We start from the raw sequence: 18990 nt of genomic DNA, 5'->3' as shown, positions 1-18990 counted from the left end.
CTCCTTCCGTTCAACGGCCGGCGGCGCGTTCCGGCTGCCAGCGGCCGCGGCGCTGGCGGGCGGACCACGCGTAGCGGGCGTCGCCGTCGAGGCGGTCGAGATGGTCCGCGAGGCGGTTGCGTTCAAGCCAGGCGAGCGCCGCCTCCAGCTCGGGCATCGTCATGGTCGCGCGGCCCTTGCCGAGAACGCGCTTGAGCACGGCGTTGTAGCGATGGGCGAGGTTGCCGCCGCGCGGCACCCGCAGGGAGGCCTCGTCCTCCACCGCCTGGGACGCCACCGCGGCGGCGAGTCTCTGGCGCAGGGTCCGCTCGGTGATCGAGGGCGGTTCCGGTGCCGGCGCCACGGGGGCCGGCTCGGCCAGGCGCGGGCGCAGCAGGGCGTAGCGCAGCCCGATCGCGTTGCTCTCCAGCGGCGTGATCCCGGCGGGATCCTCGTCGCGCCAGCGGAGCCGTTCCGGAACGATCGCAGAGGCCGGCCGCTCCCGCCGGGGACGCACGCTGCTGCCCTGCTCGGTCTCGAGTTCCAGGCGGAAGCGGGCGAACAGCGGGTCGTCCGGGTGGAAGACCAGCGCCTGCTGCGTATCGTAGGGGCCCGCATGCGGGTCGACCCGGGTGGCCCGGGCGAGCATCTGCTCGAGCCAGGGCCGCGAGCGGATATGCGTCAGGGCCGCCACCACGGCGACCTCGGGGGCGTCGAGCCCCTCGTAGGCCATCGCCACGGTCACCAGCACCGCCGGCTCCGGCGTGAGGCGGAAGGCCGCGAGCGCCGCATGGGCGTCGCCCTGGCCGGAGGTCGCCAGCCGGACGTCGCGCTGCCCCTGCCCCGCGGGCATCCAGTCCCGCAGGGTCGCCAGGTAGGATCGCGCGCTCGACTGGTCCGGCGCCACCACGAGGAGCTTGCCGAGCCCGCGGACCACCTGGCCGGGCGGCAGGCGAAGCTCGGCCCGGCGGCGAGCCCGCAGGCGCTTGGTCGCGAAGAACGCCTCGCTCAGGAGGTCCCGGGCGAAGCCGGTGCGCAGGGCCGTGAACAGGGCCGGCCGCGTGGTGACCCGGACCGACCCCGCGCCGAGCCGGTGGGGGCCGACCCGGGGGCTGTCCCCGGCGATCCGCCCGCCCTCCAGCCAGCTCGCCTCGCCGTCGATGGCCCCGAACGTCACCGGCAGCACCGCCCGCTCGCTCAGCGCCTGCGCCCGCGAGTAGCCGATCACCGCAAGCCCCGGCGCGTCGAGGTCGAGCTCCGGCCCGCGGCCTGGTGCGGCGGGTCTGTAGGGCAGCCCGAGGATGCGCTGCCCGTCTGCCCGCTCCAGGGTGCCGGACAGGAACAGGCCGATCGCGGCCGCCTCCATCAGGGGGAGCATCGCCCGGGACCATGCCCCGGCCTCGGCCTCCTCGGCGGCGGCCTCGTCCGCGCCCGGCCGCCCCGGCACCGGCAGGTGATGGACCTCGTCGACGACCAGCAGGGTGCGGTGCGCCCGTGCCTCCGCGAGGTGGAGCGCCGGTGCGGCGGCGACCGCTTGGTAGGTCGTGACGTAGCCGGCCAGCCCCCGGGCGGGGTCGCGCTCGTTGTCGGCCGCGCGCACGCTGAGCCCATGGCCGAAGGCCGCGCGCCAGAGCGGGTCGGCAAAGGCCTCCTCGGCCTGCAGGCGCAGGGAATCCCTGGGCACCACCCAGACGACGCGCTCGACCCGGCCCGCCGCGATCAGCCGGTGCGCGGCGATCACCGGCAGCAGCGACTTGCCGCCGCCGGGGGTCACCGCCGCCAGGATGTCTCGGACATGGGCCGCCTCCCCGCTCGCCATGGCCGCCACGAGGGCCATCAGCGTGCGCTGGTGGGACCGCAGCGACGGGGCGGGACGGGTCAAGGGCCGGCGAAGCAGGGCGACATCCGCGCACCGTGGCCGATCCGGATTCTTTTGTGAATCCCCTGGACCGCAGGGATGTTCGCCTTTCCTTCGCGTAACCCGCGTCTTTGCGCGACGGCTGCGCGGTGCCGGGCCGTATCATTCGAACCGCGTGGCGGGCGCCTCGACGCTGCGCGCTGCGGATCGGGCGACGACAAGCGTTGACACCCGTCCAACCCCTCACCATAAGGGCGCCGCGGGCGCGAATGCCCGCCTTGGGGGAATGTCCCGAGCGGCAAAGGGGGCGGACTGTAAATCCGCTGCGTAAGCTTCGTAGGTTCGAGTCCTACTTCCCCCACCAAGTTCCTTCACATCCCGTCAGCCCTGCTTGGCCAGCGCGGCCTCGATGCGTGCGGCGGCGGCGGCCGAGAACCCCTGCCCGGCGAGTCCCTGTCCCGCGGCCGCCTGGCCGGTGAGGCTCGGCTTCTTGCCCCCCGGCAGGTGCGCCCGGCGGAGCGCGTGCGCGTCGCGGTGGCTGGCATGGGTGATCGCGATGGCCAGCGCGTCCGCGGCGTCGGCCACGCGGAACTCGGCCTTCGGCAGGAGGAAGCGCACCATCGCCTGGATCTGGACCTTCTCGGCGTGACCGGAGCCCGCCACGGTCTTCTTGATCAGGTTGGCGGCGTACTCGAACACCGGCAGCCCGGCCAAAGCCGGGACCACGAGCGCCATGGCCCGGGCATGGCCGAGCTTGAGCGTCGCCTGGGCGTCCTTGTTGACGAAGGTCTCCTCCACGGCGACCTCGTCGGGCTTGTGCGCCGTGACGATGCGGCCGATCCCCTCGAACAGCTCGCGCAGGCGCAGCGCCAGGGGCAGATCGCCGTCGGAGGTGACGACGCCGCAATCGCCGTAGGTCAGCGTGCTGCCCTGTGCGGTGATAAGGCCCCAGCCGGTGCGGCGGAGCCCCGGATCGATGCCCAGGATGCGGACGGTGCGGCTCATGACGCTCCAGGATTTTGATTGCGCAACATCTCTTTCCGGAAGCCGGCAACCACCGTTCGGGATGATGCTCTCGACGATCGGCCCGAGCGTGCCGTACGTATCGTGAACGCCCGGTTTCACCAAGGGAGTAGGACCATGAGCGCGGACACCCCGATCAGCCGCTTCCCGGTGCCGAAGCTGTCCGACATGCCGGAAGACCTGCGCGCGCGGATCGCCCTGGTGCAGGAGAAGGCGGGCTTCGTGCCCAACATCTTCCTGGCGCTGGCGCACCGGCCGGACGAGTTCCGGGCCTTCATGGCCTATCACGACGCATTGATGGACCGGCCCGGAGGCCTGACCAAGGCCGAGCGCGAGATGATCGTGGTCGCCACCAGCGCGGCCAACAACTGCCTGTACTGCGTGATCGCCCATGGGGCGATCCTGCGAGTCCGGGCCAGGAACCCGTTGCTGGCCGACCAGATCGCCGTCAACTACGCCAAAGCCGACATCACCCCGCGGCAGCGCGCGATGCTGGCCTTCGCGGTCAAGGTGGCGACGCAGGCCGACAGGGTCGGTGCCGAGGACCATGCCGGGCTCGCCGGGCACGGCTTCAGCCGGGACGACATCTGGGACATCGTGGCCATCACCGCCCTGTTCGCCCTGTCGAACCGGATCGCCAGCGCGGCGGAGCTGCGGCCGAACGAGGAATTCTACGCGCTGGGGCGCTGAGCCGCCTCACCCCCGGCGGGCGAGCAGGATGATCGCCGTGCCGGCGAGGCAGACCGCGCTGCCGGCGAGGTCCCAGCGGTCGGGGCGCTGGCCCTCGGCGAACCATAGCCACAGGACCGACGCGGCGACGTAGATCCCGCCATAGGCCGCGAAGGCGCGCCCCGCCGCCGGGCTGTCCACCACGGTCAGGAGGCCGGCGAAGGCCACCAGGGAGGCGATTCCCGGCAGCGTCCACCATGCGGACCGGCCGAGCCGGAGCCAGGCCCAGAACGCGAAGCATCCGGCGATCTCGGCGAGGGCGGCACCGGCATACGCGAGGAGGGTCATCGGACCAGCTTGGCACGGGGCATCGCGCGGCGCGAGCTGCCGCGGACAGTGCGGTTGATCACGCCGCCGGCCCGGCGGCATGACCGGACGTGCAAGATGCCCAGTCCGGCGAGATCGGCTAAGGTCGATCGAGATCGCCTCCGGATGCTTTCCGGCCTCCGCCGACCGATCCATCGCGGCCCCATCCATGTCAGACCCGATCGAGACCGCCCGCCTGCAGGTCCTCCACAGTTACGGCATCCTCGATACGCCGAGGGAGCCGGCCTTCGACGACATCGTCACCCTGGCGACGCAGGTCTGCGCGGTGCCGGTGGGCCTCGTGAGCCTGATCGCGGCCGACCGGCAATGGTTCAAGGCCCGGATCGGCTTCCCGGACGTCGAGACCCCGCTGAGCCAGTCCGTCTGCGCCCATGCGATGACCGCCGAGGGTGGGCTGCTGGTCATCCCCGATCTCTCCCTCGATCCGCGCACCCGCGAGAACCCGTTGGTGTCAGGGGCGCCGTTCATCCGGTTCTATGCCGGCGCGGTGCTCCGGACGGAGGACGGCGTGCCGTTCGGGACCCTATGCGTGATCGACACCGCGCCGCGACCGGACGGCCTGTATCCCGAGCAGGCCTTTACCCTGCGGGCGCTGGCGCGTCAGGTGATGGCGCAGTTGGAACTGCGCCGGGCAATCCGGGAGCGCGAGAAGGCCCTGGCGGCCGAGCGACTTGTCCGCGATGCCCTCGCCACCTCAGAGGAGCGCTATCGCCTCTCGGCGCGGGCCACCACGGACCTGATCTGGGACTGGGACCGGGACACCGGGCGGATCCATTGGGACGACGAGCTGTGCACGCTCTACGGGTACCGGCCCGACGAGATCGAGGCGAGCACCGTCTGGTGGTATGAGCACATCCACCCCGAGGATCGCGAGCGCGTCCGCCGCAGCGTCCTCGCCGCCGTCGAGAGCGCGCAGATGCGCTGGAGCGCGGAGTACCGCTTCCGGCGGGCGGATGGCACCTATGCCACGATCCTCAACCGGGCGATCATCGTCCGCACCCCTGATGGCTCGGCCAACCGGGTGACCGGCGTGATGCTCGACGCGACCCAGCGGGCCGAGGCCGACGCGCATCGGGAGATGCTCAGCCAGGAACTCAGCCACCGGCTGAAGAACACCCTGGCCATGGTCCAGGCGATCGCGTCGCAGACCCTGCGCGGCGCCGCCGACATCGAGTCGGCGCGCGACGCCCTGATCCAGCGCCTTCTGGCGCTTGGCAAGGCGCATGACATCCTGCTCGCGGGCAATGCCGAGCAGGCCGGCATGGAGGCGGTGATCCGCGGCGCGCTGGCGCTCCACGACAATGCACGCGCCGGCCGCCTCCGGATCGAAGGGCCGGCCCTCGATATCGGACCGAAGGCGGCCCTCGCCCTGGCGCTGATGGTCCACGAGCTGGCGACCAACGCCGCGAAGTACGGGGCGCTCACCGCCGAGATGGGGAACGTTACCGTCACCTGGCGCATCGAAGCCGCCGAGGATGAGCCGCAGGTCAGGCTGACCTGGAGCGAGTCCGGCGGCCCGCCGGTGCTCCGGCCGACGCGCAAGGGATTCGGCACGCGCCTGATCGAGCGTGTCCTGGCCGGCACCGTCGCCGGGGAAGTCGCCCTGGATTACCGGCAGACCGGGCTGCATTGCGAGCTCACCGCACCGCTCACCGGCTTCCAGGGCAAGGACGGCGTCTCGACCTGAGGGGCGGCCTTCGCGGTGATGGCGGGCGCGGGAATCCGGGCATAAGGGGCGCCCGAGGTGCTGCGCCCGGTCCGGAGTCGACTCGGCCGGGAATGCCGGCGCCCACGCGTTAATCCTGCGGCAAGGAGAATCCGATCGATTGAGGCCATGAGCGCGCGCGAGACGGCCGACCATCTGGTTCTGCTTCCGGGCGACGCGCATCTGCGCGAGGCGGTGCGTGCCTGGGCCGACGGGCTGGCGCGCGAGCGCCGGATGGCGCCGAACACCGTCGAGGCCTACGGGCGCGACCTGCGCCAGTTTCTCGTCCACCTCGCGTCGCGGCACGGCACCCCGACCATCCCGATGCTGGTGGCGCTGAAGGTGCGCGACATCCGTGCCTTCATGGCCGCCCGCCGGGCCGACGAGGTCTCCGGGCGCTCGCTGATGCGCATGCTCGCGGGCCTGCGCTCGTTCGCGCGCTTCCTGGAGCGCGAAGGCTTCGGCAGCGTCTCGGCGCTGGGCGGCGTGCGCTCGCCGAAGGTCCCGCGGCGCCTGCCCCGGCCGCTGCCGGTCGCCGCCGCGGTGGCGCTCACCGACACGGGCCTCCGCGCGGGCGAGGAGCGCGAGCCCTGGATTCTCGCCCGGGACGCCGCGGTGCTGGCCCTGCTCTACGGGGCCGGCCTGCGCATCTCCGAGGCCCTGGGCCTCATGCGACGCGATGCCCCGCTTCCCGGCAGCGATCAGGTCACCGTGCTCGGCAAGGGCGGCAAGCAGCGCATGGTGCCGATCCTGCCCGTGGTGGCCCAGGCCGTGGCCGATTACCTCGCCGCCTGCCCGCTGCCGCTGCCGCCGGAGGGCCCCCTGTTCGTGGGTGCCCGCGGCGGCCCGCTCTCGCCGCGCATCATCCAGTACACCGTCGCCCGGGCCCGCGGCGCCCTCGGCCTGCCCGATAGCGCGACGCCGCATGCCCTGCGCCACTCCTTCGCCACGCATCTGCTGGCCCGCCAGGGGGAGCTGCGGGCGATCCAGGAGTTGCTCGGCCACGCCTCCCTGTCGACGACGCAGCTCTACACCCAGGTCGACGCCGCCCGGCTCATGAGCGCCTACGCGGCCGCTCATCCAAGAGCCGGACGCTGATCTGGAGGGGCCGAGCCTTTTGCAAGCTTTATTCGCGCAACTTCAAATGGGCCGAATAACTCAAGCGCCGCAAAACTGGCCGGCTTTTAAGGACTTCGTCATCATCCTCGCCCATCATACGCAATCGGGACGGGTCGGTTTGGACGGATGCCATGCAGATCGAGGACGGGAGGTCGCCCGCGCGTGTCGTGATCGCCGACTGCGATGCAGGCCGCCGCGCCTCTCTCGGGGCGATCGTCCGGCGCTTCGATTCCCGGGCGGTGATCGACGAGGCGACCTCCGGCCAAGCCCTCTGCGACATCCTGCTCCGGCAGCGCCCTACCCTCGCCTTCGTGGGCCTCCAGCTCGATGATCTGAGCGGCCCCGAGGCCGTCGCTGTGGCGCGCCGGGCGGGCGCGGAGCCGCCCTGCCTGGTGCTGGTCGCCAGCCGCGTGCTGGCACATTGGCAGGAGATCGCCCAGAGCCTCGGCGCCTACGAGGTGCTGAAGACGCCCCTGGACCCGGCCCATATCGAGCAACTCCTGCACGCCGATGCCCGCCGTCGCGCGCCGACGCGGGCGCTGCTTGCCTGCTCGTCGGCGGCCGGACGCTCGGCGATCAGCCGGGTGGTGGCGCGCAGCGGCTTCGCCATCGAACTCGAGGAAACCGATTGCGGCCGCCACGCCCTGAAGCAGCTCAAGCTCGGCGCATACGACTTCGCCTTCATCGACGTGAAGCTCGGCGGCATCGACGGGATGGAACTCGCCTGCCAGATCCAGCCGCTCGGCCTTGCGACCCGGATCACCCTGCTGACCACCTCCGAGCTGGAGCCGGTCGCCCAGGCCGGGCGCTACTTCGGCGTCGACGCGGTGCTGCGGATGCCGTTCTACGCCCGCGACATCGACCTCGCGCTCCACAACGCTCTGGGGCTGCGCCGGCCGTATCTCCTGAACGCGCTGACGGCCCCGCCGGCGCCGAGCGCGCTCCTGCGGATCGCGGACCTGCCGAACGCCCGGCGTAAGATCGCCTGATCGCGCGCCAGGGCCAGTCTGCCGGGCCTTCGGCCGATCAGACGTGGATCGCGCGCTTGGCCACCGCCAGGGCCGCTTCCTTGACCGCCTCTGTGAGCGTCGGATGCGCGTGGCAGGTGCGGGCGATGTCCTCGGACGAGGCGCCGAACTCCATCGCCACCGCGACCTCGGCGATCAGGTTGCCGGCATCCGCCCCGACGATGTGCACGCCGAGCACCCGGTCGGTCTGCGCGTCCGCCAGGACCTTCACGAAGCCCTCCGTGGTGCCGTTGGCCTTGGCCCGGCCGTTGGCGGTGAACGGAAACTTGCCGACGTTGTAGGCGACGCCGTCCTTCTTCAGCTCCTCCTCGGTCTTGCCCACCGAGGCGACCTCCGGGAACGTGTAGACCACGTTCGGGATCACGCCGTAATTCACGTGGCCGGACTGGCCGGCCAGCATCTCGGCCACCGCGACGCCCTCGTCCTCGGCCTTGTGGGCGAGCATCGGCCCGGCGATCACGTCGCCGATGGCGTAGATGCCGGTGACGTTGGTGGCGTAGTGCGAATCCGTGAGGATCCGACCCTTGTCGTCCCGCTGGACGCCCACCGTGTCGAGGCCGAGGCCCTCCGTGTAGGGCACCCGGCCGATCGCGACCAGGACCACGTCCGCCTGCAGGCTCTCCGCCGCGCCGCCCGCGGCCGGCTCCACGGTGACGCTCGCGCCCTTCTTGCCGGCCTCGACGCCGGTCACCTTGGTCGCCAGCTTGAAGTCGATGCCCTGCTTGGTCAGGATCCGCTGGAACTGCTTGCCGACCTCGCCGTCCATGCCGGGCAGGACCCGGTCGAGATACTCCACCACTGTCACCTCGGCGCCGAGCCGCCGCCAGACCGAGCCGAGTTCCAGGCCGATCACCCCGGCGCCGATGACCAGGAGCTTCTTGGGCACCCGGTCGAGTTCGAGGGCACCCGTGGAGGAGACCACGACCTTCTCGTCGATGGTCACGCCCGGCAGGCGCGTCACGTCCGAGCCGGTGGCGATGACGATACTCTTGGTCTCGAGCATCTGGTTGCCGCCATCCTCGGACACGACCTCGACCCGGCCCGCGCCCGCGATCTTGCCGGTGCCGTGGAAGGTGTCGACCTTGTTCTTCCTGAGCAGGAACTCCACGCCCTTGGTGTTCCCGGCCACGCCCTCGGCCTTGAAGGCCATCATCTTCTTGAGATCGAGCTTCACGCCGCTCACCTCGATGCCGAGATCGGCGAAGTGCGTGTTCGCCTCCTCGAAGGCCTCGGAGGCATGGAGCAGCGCCTTCGACGGGATGCAGCCGACATTGAGGCATGTGCCGCCGTGGGTCGCGCGCTTCTCGACCACGGCGGTCCTCAGGCCGAGCTGGGCCGCGCGGATCGCGCAGACATAGCCGCCTGGGCCGGTGCCGATGACGACGAGATCGTAGGACATGGGCGTTCGCTTCCGGTCGGTCGTGCCGCTTGGGATGGGCAGCAGAGGAGGTGGTGTCGAGCTGGGCTCAGCGGCCGCCGCCGATGTCGAGGATGGCGCCCGTGGTGTAGGAAGCCTCGTCCGAGAGCAGCCACACGATCGGCGCGGCCACCTCCTCGGCGGTGCCGGCGCGGCCCATCGGGACGCCAGGCCCGAGACGCGCCACCCGGTCCGGCTCGCCGCCGCTTGCGTGGATCTCGGTGGCGATGATGCCGGGCGCCACCGCGTTGACGCGGATGCCCTCCCCGGCCACCTCGCGGGCGAGGCCGATGGTCAGGCTGTCGATCGCCCCCTTCGAGGCCGCGTAGTCGACGAACTGGCCGGGGCCGCCGAGACGCGCCGCCACCGAGGACAGGTTGACGATGGCGCCGCCGGCGCCGCCGCGCTTGGTCGACATGCGCCGCACCGCCTCGCGGGCGCACAGGAAGCTGCCGACCACGTTTGTGTTCATCATCCGCTGGAGCCGGGCCGCGCTCATGTCGGCCACGTCGGACTTCACGTCCACGACGCCGGCGTTGTTGACGAGCGCGGCGAGCGGTCCGAGCCGGTCGGCGGCCTCGAACAAGGCGATCACGTCGGCCTCGCTGGCGACGTCGCTGCGCACGGCGAGCGCCTGGCCGCCCGTCGCGGTGATCGCATCCACCACGGCCTGCGCCGCGGCGCCGTCCGACACGTAGCTCAGGCAGACCGCGTAGCCGCGCTCCGCCAGGAGCAGCGACACCGCCCGGCCGATGCCGCGGCTGCCGCCGGTGACGATGGCGACTTTGCTGTCAGTGCCCGACATCGCGGCCTCAGAGGTCCAGAACGAGCCGCGCCGGATCTTCCAGCGCCTCCTTCACCCGCACCAGGAAGGTCACGGCTTCCTTACCGTCGACGATGCGATGGTCGTACGACAGCGCGAGATACATCATCGGGCGTGCCTCGATCTTGCCGGCCCGCACCACCGGGCGCTCCTCGATCCGGTGCATGCCGAGGATGCCCGATTGCGGCGCGTTGAGGATCGGCGTCGACATCAGCGAGCCGTAGATGCCGCCGTTGGTGATCGTGAAGGTGCCGCCCTGCATGTCCTCGATGGACAGCTTGCCGTCGCGGGCCTTCTTGCCGAAGCCGGCGATGGTCTTCTCGATGCCCGCGATCGAGAGGTCGTCGGCATCGCGCACCACCGGCACGACCAAGCCCTTATCGGTGCCGACCGCGATGCCGATGTGGTAGTAGTTCTTGTAGACGAGGTCCTGCCCGTCGATCTCGGCATTGACCGCCGGCACGTCCTTGAGGGCGCCGATCACCGCCTTGGTGAAGAAGCCCATGAAGCCGAGCTTCGTGCCGTGCTTCTTCTCGAAGATGTCCTTGTACTGGCTGCGCATCGCCATCACGGCCGACATGTCGACGTCGTTGAACGTCGTCAGCATCGCGGCCGTGTCCTGCGCGTCCTTGAGGCGGCGCGCGATGGTCTGGCGCAGCTTCGTCATGCGCACGCGCTCCTCGCGCGCAGCATCGTCCGGCGCCGAGGGGGCGCGGGGCAGGGTCGGGCGGGCCTCCTTGGCCGACGCCGGGGCCGGTCCCTTGGCGATGGCGCCGAGCATGTCGCCCTTGGTGACGCGGCCGTCCTTGCCGGAGCCGTTGAGGGCCGCCGGATCGACGCCGGATTCACGGGCGAGCTTGGCCACCGCCGGACCGTTGTCCCCGGTCGGGCGCTGGGAGCCGGCCGCCCCCGCCTCTCCGTGGTTGCCGTAGCCCGCCGCGGAGTCCCGCGCCGGAGCCTCGGCCTTCTGGGCAGAGGCCGGCTTCGGGGCCTCGCTGCGGCTGTCGGCCTTGGTCTCGGCGACCGCCTTCGGAGCCTCCTTGGGGGTCGCCTTCTTGGCGCCGCCCGCGCCGGCCTCGACGATCGAGCCGAGCAGCGCGCCGGGCTCCACCGTCTCGCCGTCCTTGACCAGGATCTCGCCGAGCTCGCCTGCGGCCGGGGCGTTGACCTCCAGGGTGACCTTGTCGGTCTCCAGTTCGACGATCGGCTCGTCGGCCGCGACCGTGTCACCGGGCTTCTTGAACCAGCGGCCGATGGTGGCCTCGCTCACGGATTCGCCGAGCGTCGGTACGAGGATGTCGGTAGCCATGGGGTCAGTTCTGCCGGATTGATTGGGCCGCGCCGGACGGCCTGGAGTCGGGAGCGGCGGCCCTCTCGGACTGCCGCCGAATCATGGGGGAATCAGACGGCCAGCGCCTCGTTGAGGAACGCCTGCAACTGCGCCTGGTGCTTCGACATCTGACCCACGGCCGTGGATGCGGAGGCCGGCCGGCCGACGTAGCGGGCCCGCTTCACCGCGGAGCCGGCCTGGCCGAGCACCCATTCGAGATAGGGCTCGACGAAGGACCAGGCGCCCATGTTCTTGGGCTCCTCCTGGCACCAGATCACGTCCGCGTTGCGGAAGCGGCCCATCTCGGTGGCCAGCGCCTTGAGCGGGAACGGGTAGAGCTGCTCGACGCGCATCAGGTAGACGTCGTTGAGGCCGCGCTTCTCCCGCTCCTCCAGCAGGTCGTAGTAGACCTTGCCGGAGCAGAGCACGACGCGGCGGATCTTGTCGTCGCGCACCAGCTTGTTCGGAGCGCCCTCCTCCTCGGCATCGTCCCAGAGGACGCGGTGGAATGTCGAGCCTTCCGCCAGGGCGTCCAGGGTCGAGACGGCGCGCTTGTGGCGCAGCAGCGACTTCGGCGTCATCAGCACGAGCGGCTTGCGGAAATCCCGCTTCAGCTGCCGGCGCAGGATGTGGAAGTAGTTGGCCGGGGTGGTGACGTTGGCGACCTGCATGTTGTCCTCGGCACAGGCCTGCAGGTAGCGCTCCAGGCGGGCCGAGGAATGCTCGGGGCCCTGGCCCTCGTAGCCGTGCGGCAGCAGCAGCACGAGGCCGGACATGCGCAGCCACTTGCGCTCTCCGCTCGCGATGAACTGGTCGATCACCACCTGCGCGCCGTTGGCGAAGTCGCCGAACTGCGCCTCCCACAGCACCAGGGCATTCGGCTCGGCCAGCGAATAGCCGTACTCGAAGCCGAGCACCGCCTCCTCCGAGAGCATCGAGTTGATGATCTCGATCGAGGCCTGGCCCTCGCGGATGGCGTTGAGCGGCGTGTAGCGCTGCTCGTTCTCCTGGTCGATCACCACCGCGTGGCGCTGCGAGAAGGTGCCGCGCTCCACGTCCTGGCCGGAGAGGCGGACCCGGTTGCCGTCGAGCAACGTCGCCCCGAAGGCCAGAGCCTCTGCGGTCGCCCAGTCGATGCCGGCGCCGGTCTCCACCGCCTTGGCGCGGTTGTCCATGAAGCGCTGGATCGTGCGGTGGAGGTGGAAGCCGGGAGGCGCCTGGGTGATCTTCCGGCCGATCTCCTGCAGGGTCTCGGCCGGAACCGCGGTGCGACCGCGGCGCGGGTCGTCCACATCCTCGTGCACGGCCTTGAAGCCGGACCAGCGGCCGTCGAGCCAGTCGGCCTTGTTCGCCTTGTAGTTGGTGGCGACATCGAGTTCGCTGTCGAGTATCTGGCGGAACTCGGCCTTCCGGGAATCGAGCGCTTCCTGATCGAGCGTGCCGTTCTCGACGAGCTTGCGGCCGTAATTCTCCAGCACCGAGGGGTGCTTGCGGATGCGCTGGTACATCTTCGGCTGCGTGAAGGCCGGCTCGTCGCCCTCGTTGTGGCCGAAGCGGCGGTAGCAGAGCATGTCGATCACAACCGGCTTGCCGAACTTCTGCCGGTACTCGACCGCCACCTTGGCGGCGAAGGTCACGGCCTCCGGGTCGTCGCCGTTGCAGTGGAAGATCGGCGCCTCGACCATCTTGGCCACGTCCGACGGATAGGGCGAGGAGCGCGAGAAGCGCGGGTCGGTGGTGAAGCCGATCTGGTTGTTGATGATGAAGTGCACCGAGCCGCCGGTCCGGTGGCCCTTGAGGCCGGACAGGCCGAAGCACTCCGCGACCACGCCCTGTCCGGCGAAGGCGGCATCGCCGTGGATCAGAAGCGGCAGCACGCTGGAGCGCTGGATATGGGGCTTGGCCCATTGGTCCTGCTTGGCGCGGACCTTACCCAGCACCACCGGATCGACGATCTCCAGGTGGGACGGGTTGGCGGTGAGCGACAGGTGGACGTTGTTGCCGTCGAAGGCGCGGTCCGAGGAGGCGCCGAGATGGTACTTCACGTCGCCCGAGCCCTCGACTTCCGCCGGGGAGGCGGAACCGCCCTTGAACTCGTGGAACACCGCCCGGAATGGCTTGGCCATCACGTTGGTGAGCACGTTGAGCCGGCCGCGATGGGCCATGCCCAGCACGATCTCGCGCACGCCCAGCGCGCCGCCGCGCTTGATGATCTGCTCCAGCGCCGGGATCATCGCCTCGCCGCCGTCGAGGCCGAAGCGCTTGGTGCCGGTGTATTTGAGATCCAGGAACTTCTCGAAGCCCTCGGCCTCGATCAGCTTGTTGAGGATCGCGCGCCTGCCCTCGGGCGTGAACGAGATCTCCTTGTCCTTGCCCTCGATGCGCTCCTGGATCCACGCCTTCTCGGCGGGATCCGAGATGTGCATGAACTCGACGCCCAGCGTCTGGCAGTAGGTCCGCTCCAGGATGTCGACGATCTCGCGGATCGTCCCGAACTGGAGGCCCAGCACGTTGTCGAGGAAGATCGGGCGGTCCCAGTCGGCCTCCTCGGTGAAGCCGTAATGCTGCGGGTGCAGCTCCTCGTGGTCGCCCCGCGGCGCCAGCCCGAGCGGGTCGAGCTTCGCGTGTAGGTGGCCGCGCATGCGGTATGAGCGGATCAGCATGATCGCCCGTACCGAGTCCTTCGTGGCCTGCTCCACCGAGACGCCGGTGGTGGCCGTGACGCTGTCCTGCGGCTTGCCGGGCTTCGCCTCCTTGGCGTCCCGGGCGACGATCTTCTCGCCGATCGCCTTCTCCAGGGCGCCCCAGTTGCCGTCGAGCGCCGAGACCAACTCGCCGTTCAGCGGCACCGGCCAGTTGGGCTTCTCCCAGGAGGCACCGGCGGCGTTCTTCTCGACGAGGGTCTCGTCCTCGCCCAAACCCTTGAAGAAGGTCTGCCACTCGGGATCCACCGAGGCCGGGTTGCGGGCGTAGGCTGCTTGCAATTCCTCGATGTAGGCGGCGTTGGCGCCGTAGAGGAACGAGGTTTCGAGGAGCGCTTCGTTCACGTCCTGGCGTGCCATGGTCCGTTCATCCTGTCGCGCGGGCAGGCTGCCCTGCCCTTCCGGCGACCCGTTCGCGGGGCGGATCGCCCTCTCGCGCATGTGGCCGGATGTCGGATCCGGGACGATGCGCTCGGTTCTTGGTCCGCATGGTCCTGTGCCGGGAGCCGGCAGCCCCTGTCGGGGACGATGCGTGAAGTGAAACGGGGCGAGAGACCGCCCCGCCCCGTCGATATGGGCGTTGCGGCCCTGCGATGGCCGCAACGCAGGCGCGCGGCCTCAACCCTTCAGGACCTCGACCAGGGTCGAGCCGAGCCGGGCCGGCGACGGCGAGACGCGGATGCCCGCCGCCTCCATGGCGGCGATCTTGTCCTCGGCGCCGCCCTTGCCGCCCGAGATGATCGCGCCGGCATGGCCCATGCGGCGGCCCGGAGGTGCCGTGCGGCCGGCGATGAAGCCGACCATCGGCTTCCGGCGCCCGCGCTTGGCCTCGTCGCGCAGGAACTGCGCGGCCTCCTCCTCGGCCGAGCCGCCGATCTCGCCGATCATCACGATCGACTCGGTCTTCGGATCGGCCAGGAACAGCTCCAGCACGTCGATGAACTCGGTGCCCTTCACAGGGTCGCCGCCGATACCCACCGCGGTGGTCTGGCCCAGGCCGGCATTCGAGGTCTGGAACACCGCCTCGTAGGTCAGCGTGCCCGAGCGCGAGACGATGCCGACCGAGCCCTGCCGGAAGATGTTGGCCGGCATGATCCCGATCTTCGACTCGCCCGCCGTGACGATGCCGGGACAGTTCGGCCCGACGAGCCGGGACTTCGAGCCCGTGAGCGCCCGCTTCACCTTGACCATGTCGAGCACCGGGATGCCCTCGGTGATGCACACGATCAGCGGGATCTCGGCGGCAATCGCCTCGCAGATCGCGTCGGCGGCGCCGGGCGGCGGCACGTAGACGACCGAGGCGTCGGCGCCGGTGGCCTCGCGGGCCTCCGCCACCGTGTCGAAGACCGGCAGGCCGAGATGGCTCGAGCCGCCCTTACCGGGGCTCGTCCCGCCGACCATCTTTGTGCCGTACGCGATGGCCTGCTCGGAGTGGAAGGTCCCGTTCTTGCCGGTGAAGCCCTGGCAGATGACCTTGGTGTTCGCGTCGATCATCACCGACATGATCAGGCTCCCTTCACGGCGGCGACGATCTTCTGGGCGGCGTCGTCGAGGTCGTCCGCCGGGATCACGTTGAGGCCGGAGCCCCGGATGATGTCCTTGCCCTCTTCGACGTTCGTGCCTTCGAGCCGCACCACCAGCGGCACCTGCAGGCCCACCGCCTTGACGGCCGCGATGACGCCGCGGGCGATGACGTCGCACTTCATGATCCCGCCGAAGATGTTGACGAGGATCCCCTTCACGTTGGGGTCGGCGGTGATGATCTTGAACGCCGCCGTGACCTTCTCCTCGGAGGCGCCGCCGCCGACGTCGAGGAAGTTGGCCGGGCTCTCGCCGTAGAGCTTGATGATGTCGAGCGTCGCCATGGCGAGGCCGGCGCCGTTGACCATGCAGCCGATCGTGCCTTCCAGCGCGATGTAGGCGAGGTCGTATTTCGACGCCTCGATCTCCTTGGCGTCCTCCTCGGTCTCGTCGCGCAGGGCCAGCACCTCCGGGTGCCGGTAGAGCGCGTTCGAGTCGAAGGCCATCTTGGCGTCGAGGCACTTGAGGTGCCCGTCCGCGGTGAGCACCAGCGGGTTGATCTCCAGCAAGCTCATGTCCTTGGCCACGAACGCCGCGTAGAGCTTCTCGGTGAGCGAGGCCGCTTCCTTGGCCTGGGCCCCGGTGAGCCCCAGCGCCTTGGCGACCGCGCGGCCGTGGTGGGGCATGACGCCCGTGGCGGGGTCGACCGGGATGGTGTGGATCTTCTCGGGGGTGTCGTGGGCCACCGCCTCGATGTCCATGCCCCCTTCGGTGGAGACCACGAACGCGACGCCGCCGGTGACGCGGTCGACCAGCATCGAGAGGTAGAATTCCTCGGCGATCTGCGCGCCTTCCTCGATGTAGAGCCGGTTGACCTGCTTGCCGGCCGGCCCGGTCTGGATCGTCACGAGCGTCTGGCCGAGCATCTCGCCGGCGTATTGCTTGACCTCGTCGATCGACTTGGTGACGCGCACGCCGCCCTTGGCGCCGGCCGGGGCGCCCTTGAAGGTGCCCTTGCCGCGGCCTCCCGCGTGGATCTGGCTCTTCACGACCCAGACCGGGCCGCCGAGTTCCCTGGCGGCGGCCTCGGCCTCCGAGGCGTCGAAGATCGCCACGCCGCGGGAGACCGGCAGGCCGAACTCCTTCAGCACGGCCTTGGCCTGGTATTCATGGATGTTCATCGGGACCTCGTCGGACGAACGGATGGCTTCGGGCGGGCGAACCGGGACTGGCGCGCCCGGCTCCGAATGGCCTCAGGCGAGGTTGCTGTCGACACCCTTGCAGGCCTCGATCAGGCCGGTCACCGAGGCGACCGACTTGTCGAACATCGCCTTCTCGGCCGGGTCGAACGTGACCTCCAGAACGCGCTCCACGCCGCCCGCGCCGATGACGATCGGCACGCCGATGAACATGCCCGTCACGCCGTACTGGCCGTCGAGATGGGCCGCGCAGGGCAGGACCCGCTTCTTGTCGCGCAGGTAGCTCTCGGCCATGGCGATGGCGGAGGCGGCTGGCGCGTAGAAGGCCGAGCCGGTCTTGAGCAGGTTGACGATCTCGCCGCCGCCCTTGCGGGTGCGCTCGACCATGGCGTCGAGCTTCTCCTGGGTGGTCCAGCCGAGCTTGACCAGGTCGGGCAGCGGCACGCCCGCGACCGTCGAGTAGCGCACCAGCGGGACCATGTCGTCGCCGTGGCCGCCGAGCACGAAGGCGGTGACGTCCTCCACCGAGACCTTGAATTCCTCGGCGAGGAAGTGGCGGAACCGGGCCGAATCCAGCACGCCGGCCATGCCGACGATCTTGTGGGGGGGCAGGCCGGAGAACTTCTGCAGCGCCCATACCATCGCGTCGAGCGGGTTGGTGATGCAGATCACGAAGGCGTCCGGCGCGTAGGCCTTGATGCCCTCGCCCACCGCCTGCATCACCTTGAGGTTGATGCCGATCAGGTCGTCGCGGCTCATGCCGGGCTTGCGCGGCACGCCGGCGGTGACGATCACCACGTCGGCGCCCTTGATGGCGGCATAGTCGCTCGCGCCCGCGTAGGTCGCGTCGAAGCCTTCGACCGGGGCCGCCTCGGCGATGTCCAGCGCCTTGCCCTGCGGCACCCCGTCGACGATGTCGAACAGCACAACGTCGCCGAGATCCTTCAGGCCGGCCAGGAGGGCAAGGGTGCCGCCGATCTGGCCGGCACCGATGAGCGCGATCTTGTTGCGAGCCATGTCGGATCAACCTCCGCTGCGTGTCGTCTTCGGTGGGATGGGCGAGGCGCCGAGACCGTCCGGCCGCCGGCCTCGATGCGGGATTCGCCGCTCTGAAATCTGCGCGGCTGTGTGGCCGAAAAGCACCGTCGCTTCAACCCGATGCGCGGTTGCGGGGGAACACGTTCGATCGACTACGGCACCCGGGCGGTGGCCGGCACCGTGTCGAAACGCCAATGCGGCGAAGGTTTTAGGTGCAGTGCACTCCGCGCCGGCGGGGCGGCAAAGCCGAGATGACAGATTCGGAAGCTTGTCATTTCACGGATTCCGGCATCGGCGTCGTATCCGGAGGACGCCGGGCGGCGGCCCCCGAAACGCGAAAAGCCCGGACGCGATGTCCGGGCCTCGACGATGCTGTGCCGGCCAATGATACGCGCGGTCGCCCGGCCTCAGAGGATGCCGGAGCGTAGGACCCGCTGGATCGCGTGGATGACGGCGCCGAACCGGGCCTCGATCAAGTCGCGCGGAACCTCCGCATCGTGCTGGATCGCCAGCGGATGCGTGAACCGGTAGCTCGCGTCGAAGATGTAGGCGATCGCCCGTTCCCGGTCCCGGGCCGAGAAGATGCCGGAGGTGATGCCTTCCTCTACCACGCGCTCGACGAGGCTGCGCAGCCGCACGCGGTGCCGCCGGGCGATCGGCCGGGCGGAGACCGTGGCGTCGAGATGGACAGCGAACAGGTTCGGCTCGTCGACCAGGGCGTCGCGCTGCACCGTCGCCAGGGCGGTGAGCAGGCGCTCGATCTTGTCGTCGGCGGGATCGGGCGCGTCGGCGATGCCGGCGAGCCGCGCCTCGACCTCGCGCAGCCAGCGCCCCGCCACCGCGTCGAGGAGCGCATCCTTGGACGGGAAATAGCGATAGACGTTGGCGTGCGTCATGCCGGCTTCCGCCGCGACGGCGACCACCGTCACGCGCTTGGGCCCGAGGCGGGAGAGATGCTCCGTGGCGATCCCCAGCAGACGCACGTCGGCTGCCACCGGCGCGCGCGGCCGAGACGGGCTCGCCAGATCGCCGGCATCCCGAAGCGCGTCGCTGTCGCTCGCGTCGGCTCCAGGGAGTTTGGCCTTGGCGCCGAGCGCCTCTTCCCTGAACCCGTCAGACTCTGGCTTGAGAAAAGGGAGCGGAAGGCGGGAGGTGGACAGGTGGTAGGGCGAGACGGACCCCCATCATACCG

15 protein-coding genes and 1 tRNA gene are annotated in these 18990 nt (G+C 70.3%); 5 read left to right on the top strand and 11 right to left on the bottom strand.

From position 1 onward, the window contains the following. Window positions 1-10: 10 nt before the first annotated feature. The gene (locus Q8W67_RS11625; protein WP_305545449.1) at window positions 11-1861 is read right to left on the bottom strand and encodes a DEAD/DEAH box helicase; all 1851 of its coding nucleotides are present in this window, start codon (window positions 1859-1861) and stop codon (window positions 11-13) included. A gap of 256 nt (window positions 1862-2117) precedes the next feature. Here Q8W67_RS11625 and Q8W67_RS11620 point away from each other — a divergent pair. Continuing rightward, window positions 2118-2201: transfer RNA gene (locus tag Q8W67_RS11620), tRNA-Tyr, on the top strand. Window positions 2202-2218: 17 nt separating this feature from the next. Here the strand turns inward: Q8W67_RS11620 and ruvC are convergent. Next, window positions 2219-2842: a crossover junction endodeoxyribonuclease RuvC gene (gene ruvC / locus Q8W67_RS11615; protein WP_305545446.1), complete on the bottom strand. Its 624-nt coding sequence runs from the start codon at window positions 2840-2842 to the stop codon at window positions 2219-2221. A gap of 135 nt (window positions 2843-2977) precedes the next feature. Between ruvC and Q8W67_RS11610 the strand changes: the two genes are divergently transcribed. Further along, entirely contained in the window at window positions 2978-3550 is a 573-nt protein-coding gene (locus tag Q8W67_RS11610; RefSeq protein WP_305545445.1) for a peroxidase-related enzyme, read from the top strand. 6 nt (window positions 3551-3556) lie between these two features. On the opposite strand, the gene Q8W67_RS11605 is transcribed toward Q8W67_RS11610, so the two are convergent. Further along, window positions 3557-3877 (bottom strand): YnfA family protein, encoded by a 321-nt coding sequence (locus Q8W67_RS11605; RefSeq protein WP_305545444.1) that lies wholly within the window; start codon window positions 3875-3877, stop codon window positions 3557-3559. Between the two features lie 187 nt (window positions 3878-4064). Between Q8W67_RS11605 and Q8W67_RS11600 the strand changes: the two genes are divergently transcribed. The 3 genes from Q8W67_RS11600 to Q8W67_RS11590 all read left to right on the top strand — a co-directional run bounded on the left by Q8W67_RS11600 (window position 4065) and on the right by Q8W67_RS11590 (window position 7729). After that, complete coding sequence (locus tag Q8W67_RS11600) at window positions 4065-5603, top strand: PAS domain-containing protein (RefSeq protein WP_305545441.1); 1539 nt, start codon at window positions 4065-4067, stop codon at window positions 5601-5603. 147 nt (window positions 5604-5750) lie between these two features. Next, window positions 5751-6719: a tyrosine recombinase XerC gene (locus Q8W67_RS11595; RefSeq protein ID WP_305545438.1), complete on the top strand. Its 969-nt coding sequence runs from the start codon at window positions 5751-5753 to the stop codon at window positions 6717-6719. Between the two features lie 152 nt (window positions 6720-6871). Beyond that, entirely contained in the window at window positions 6872-7729 is an 858-nt protein-coding gene (locus tag Q8W67_RS11590) for a response regulator (protein WP_305545435.1), read from the top strand. Window positions 7730-7766: 37 nt separating this feature from the next. Here Q8W67_RS11590 and lpdA read toward each other — a convergent pair whose 3' ends face one another. The 8 genes from lpdA to Q8W67_RS11550 form a co-directional block, all read right to left on the bottom strand. Then, entirely contained in the window at window positions 7767-9167 is a 1401-nt protein-coding gene (lpdA, locus tag Q8W67_RS11585) for a dihydrolipoyl dehydrogenase (RefSeq protein WP_305545433.1), read from the bottom strand. 67 nt (window positions 9168-9234) lie between these two features. Then, a complete protein-coding gene (locus Q8W67_RS11580) occupies window positions 9235-9990 on the bottom strand; it encodes an SDR family oxidoreductase (RefSeq protein ID WP_305545430.1) in 756 nt (251 codons plus the stop codon). Window positions 9991-9997: 7 nt separating this feature from the next. Continuing rightward, window positions 9998-11317 carry a 2-oxoglutarate dehydrogenase complex dihydrolipoyllysine-residue succinyltransferase gene (gene odhB / locus Q8W67_RS11575; RefSeq protein WP_305545427.1) on the bottom strand — a complete coding sequence of 440 codons (1320 nt, stop codon included), beginning with the start codon at window positions 11315-11317 and terminating at the stop codon, window positions 9998-10000. Between the two features lie 92 nt (window positions 11318-11409). Further along, entirely contained in the window at window positions 11410-14400 is a 2991-nt protein-coding gene (locus Q8W67_RS11570) for a 2-oxoglutarate dehydrogenase E1 component (RefSeq protein WP_305545424.1), read from the bottom strand. A 258-nt stretch (window positions 14401-14658) separates the two neighbouring features. Further along, on the bottom strand, window positions 14659-15543 hold the full coding sequence (gene sucD / locus Q8W67_RS11565; RefSeq protein ID WP_305545421.1) for a succinate--CoA ligase subunit alpha: 885 nt from the start codon (window positions 15541-15543) through the stop codon (window positions 14659-14661). 2 nt (window positions 15544-15545) lie between these two features. After that, window positions 15546-16742 carry an ADP-forming succinate--CoA ligase subunit beta gene (sucC, locus tag Q8W67_RS11560; RefSeq protein ID WP_305545418.1) on the bottom strand — a complete coding sequence of 399 codons (1197 nt, stop codon included), beginning with the start codon at window positions 16740-16742 and terminating at the stop codon, window positions 15546-15548. 72 nt (window positions 16743-16814) lie between these two features. Next, window positions 16815-17777 (bottom strand): malate dehydrogenase, encoded by a 963-nt coding sequence (mdh, locus tag Q8W67_RS11555; protein ID WP_305545415.1) that lies wholly within the window; start codon window positions 17775-17777, stop codon window positions 16815-16817. A gap of 428 nt (window positions 17778-18205) precedes the next feature. Next, a complete protein-coding gene (locus Q8W67_RS11550; protein WP_370693862.1) occupies window positions 18206-18823 on the bottom strand; it encodes a TetR family transcriptional regulator in 618 nt (205 codons plus the stop codon). Window positions 18824-18990: the final 167 nt, after the last annotated feature.

Source organism: Methylobacterium sp. NEAU K (assembly GCF_030700285.1).
Lineage (GTDB): Bacteria > Pseudomonadota > Alphaproteobacteria > Rhizobiales > Beijerinckiaceae > Methylobacterium.
Note: the sequence above shows the minus strand (reverse complement) of the source record. Positions and strands in the feature narration are given on the sequence as shown.

What these genes read in the sequence shown, in the direction of transcription:
- lpdA (WP_305545433.1), bottom strand. Translation starts at nt 9,167, where the DNA reads ATGTCCTACGATCTCGTCGTCATCGGCACCGGCCCAGGCGGCTATGTC.
- ruvC (WP_305545446.1), bottom strand. Translation starts at nt 2,842, where the DNA reads ATGAGCCGCACCGTCCGCATCCTGGGCATCGATCCGGGGCTCCGCCGC.
- Q8W67_RS11605 (WP_305545444.1), bottom strand. Translation starts at nt 3,877, where the DNA reads ATGACCCTCCTCGCGTATGCCGGTGCCGCCCTCGCCGAGATCGCCGGA.
- Q8W67_RS11610 (WP_305545445.1), top strand. Translation starts at nt 2,978, where the DNA reads ATGAGCGCGGACACCCCGATCAGCCGCTTCCCGGTGCCGAAGCTGTCC.
- Q8W67_RS11590 (WP_305545435.1), top strand. Translation starts at nt 6,872, where the DNA reads ATGCAGATCGAGGACGGGAGGTCGCCCGCGCGTGTCGTGATCGCCGAC.
- sucC (WP_305545418.1), bottom strand. Translation starts at nt 16,742, where the DNA reads ATGAACATCCATGAATACCAGGCCAAGGCCGTGCTGAAGGAGTTCGGC.
- Q8W67_RS11580 (WP_305545430.1), bottom strand. Translation starts at nt 9,990, where the DNA reads ATGTCGGGCACTGACAGCAAAGTCGCCATCGTCACCGGCGGCAGCCGC.
- Q8W67_RS11600 (WP_305545441.1), top strand. Translation starts at nt 4,065, where the DNA reads ATGTCAGACCCGATCGAGACCGCCCGCCTGCAGGTCCTCCACAGTTAC.
- Q8W67_RS11595 (WP_305545438.1), top strand. Translation starts at nt 5,751, where the DNA reads ATGAGCGCGCGCGAGACGGCCGACCATCTGGTTCTGCTTCCGGGCGAC.
- mdh (WP_305545415.1), bottom strand. Translation starts at nt 17,777, where the DNA reads ATGGCTCGCAACAAGATCGCGCTCATCGGTGCCGGCCAGATCGGCGGC.
- sucD (WP_305545421.1), bottom strand. Translation starts at nt 15,543, where the DNA reads ATGTCGGTGATGATCGACGCGAACACCAAGGTCATCTGCCAGGGCTTC.
- Q8W67_RS11570 (WP_305545424.1), bottom strand. Translation starts at nt 14,400, where the DNA reads ATGGCACGCCAGGACGTGAACGAAGCGCTCCTCGAAACCTCGTTCCTC.
- odhB (WP_305545427.1), bottom strand. Translation starts at nt 11,317, where the DNA reads ATGGCTACCGACATCCTCGTACCGACGCTCGGCGAATCCGTGAGCGAG.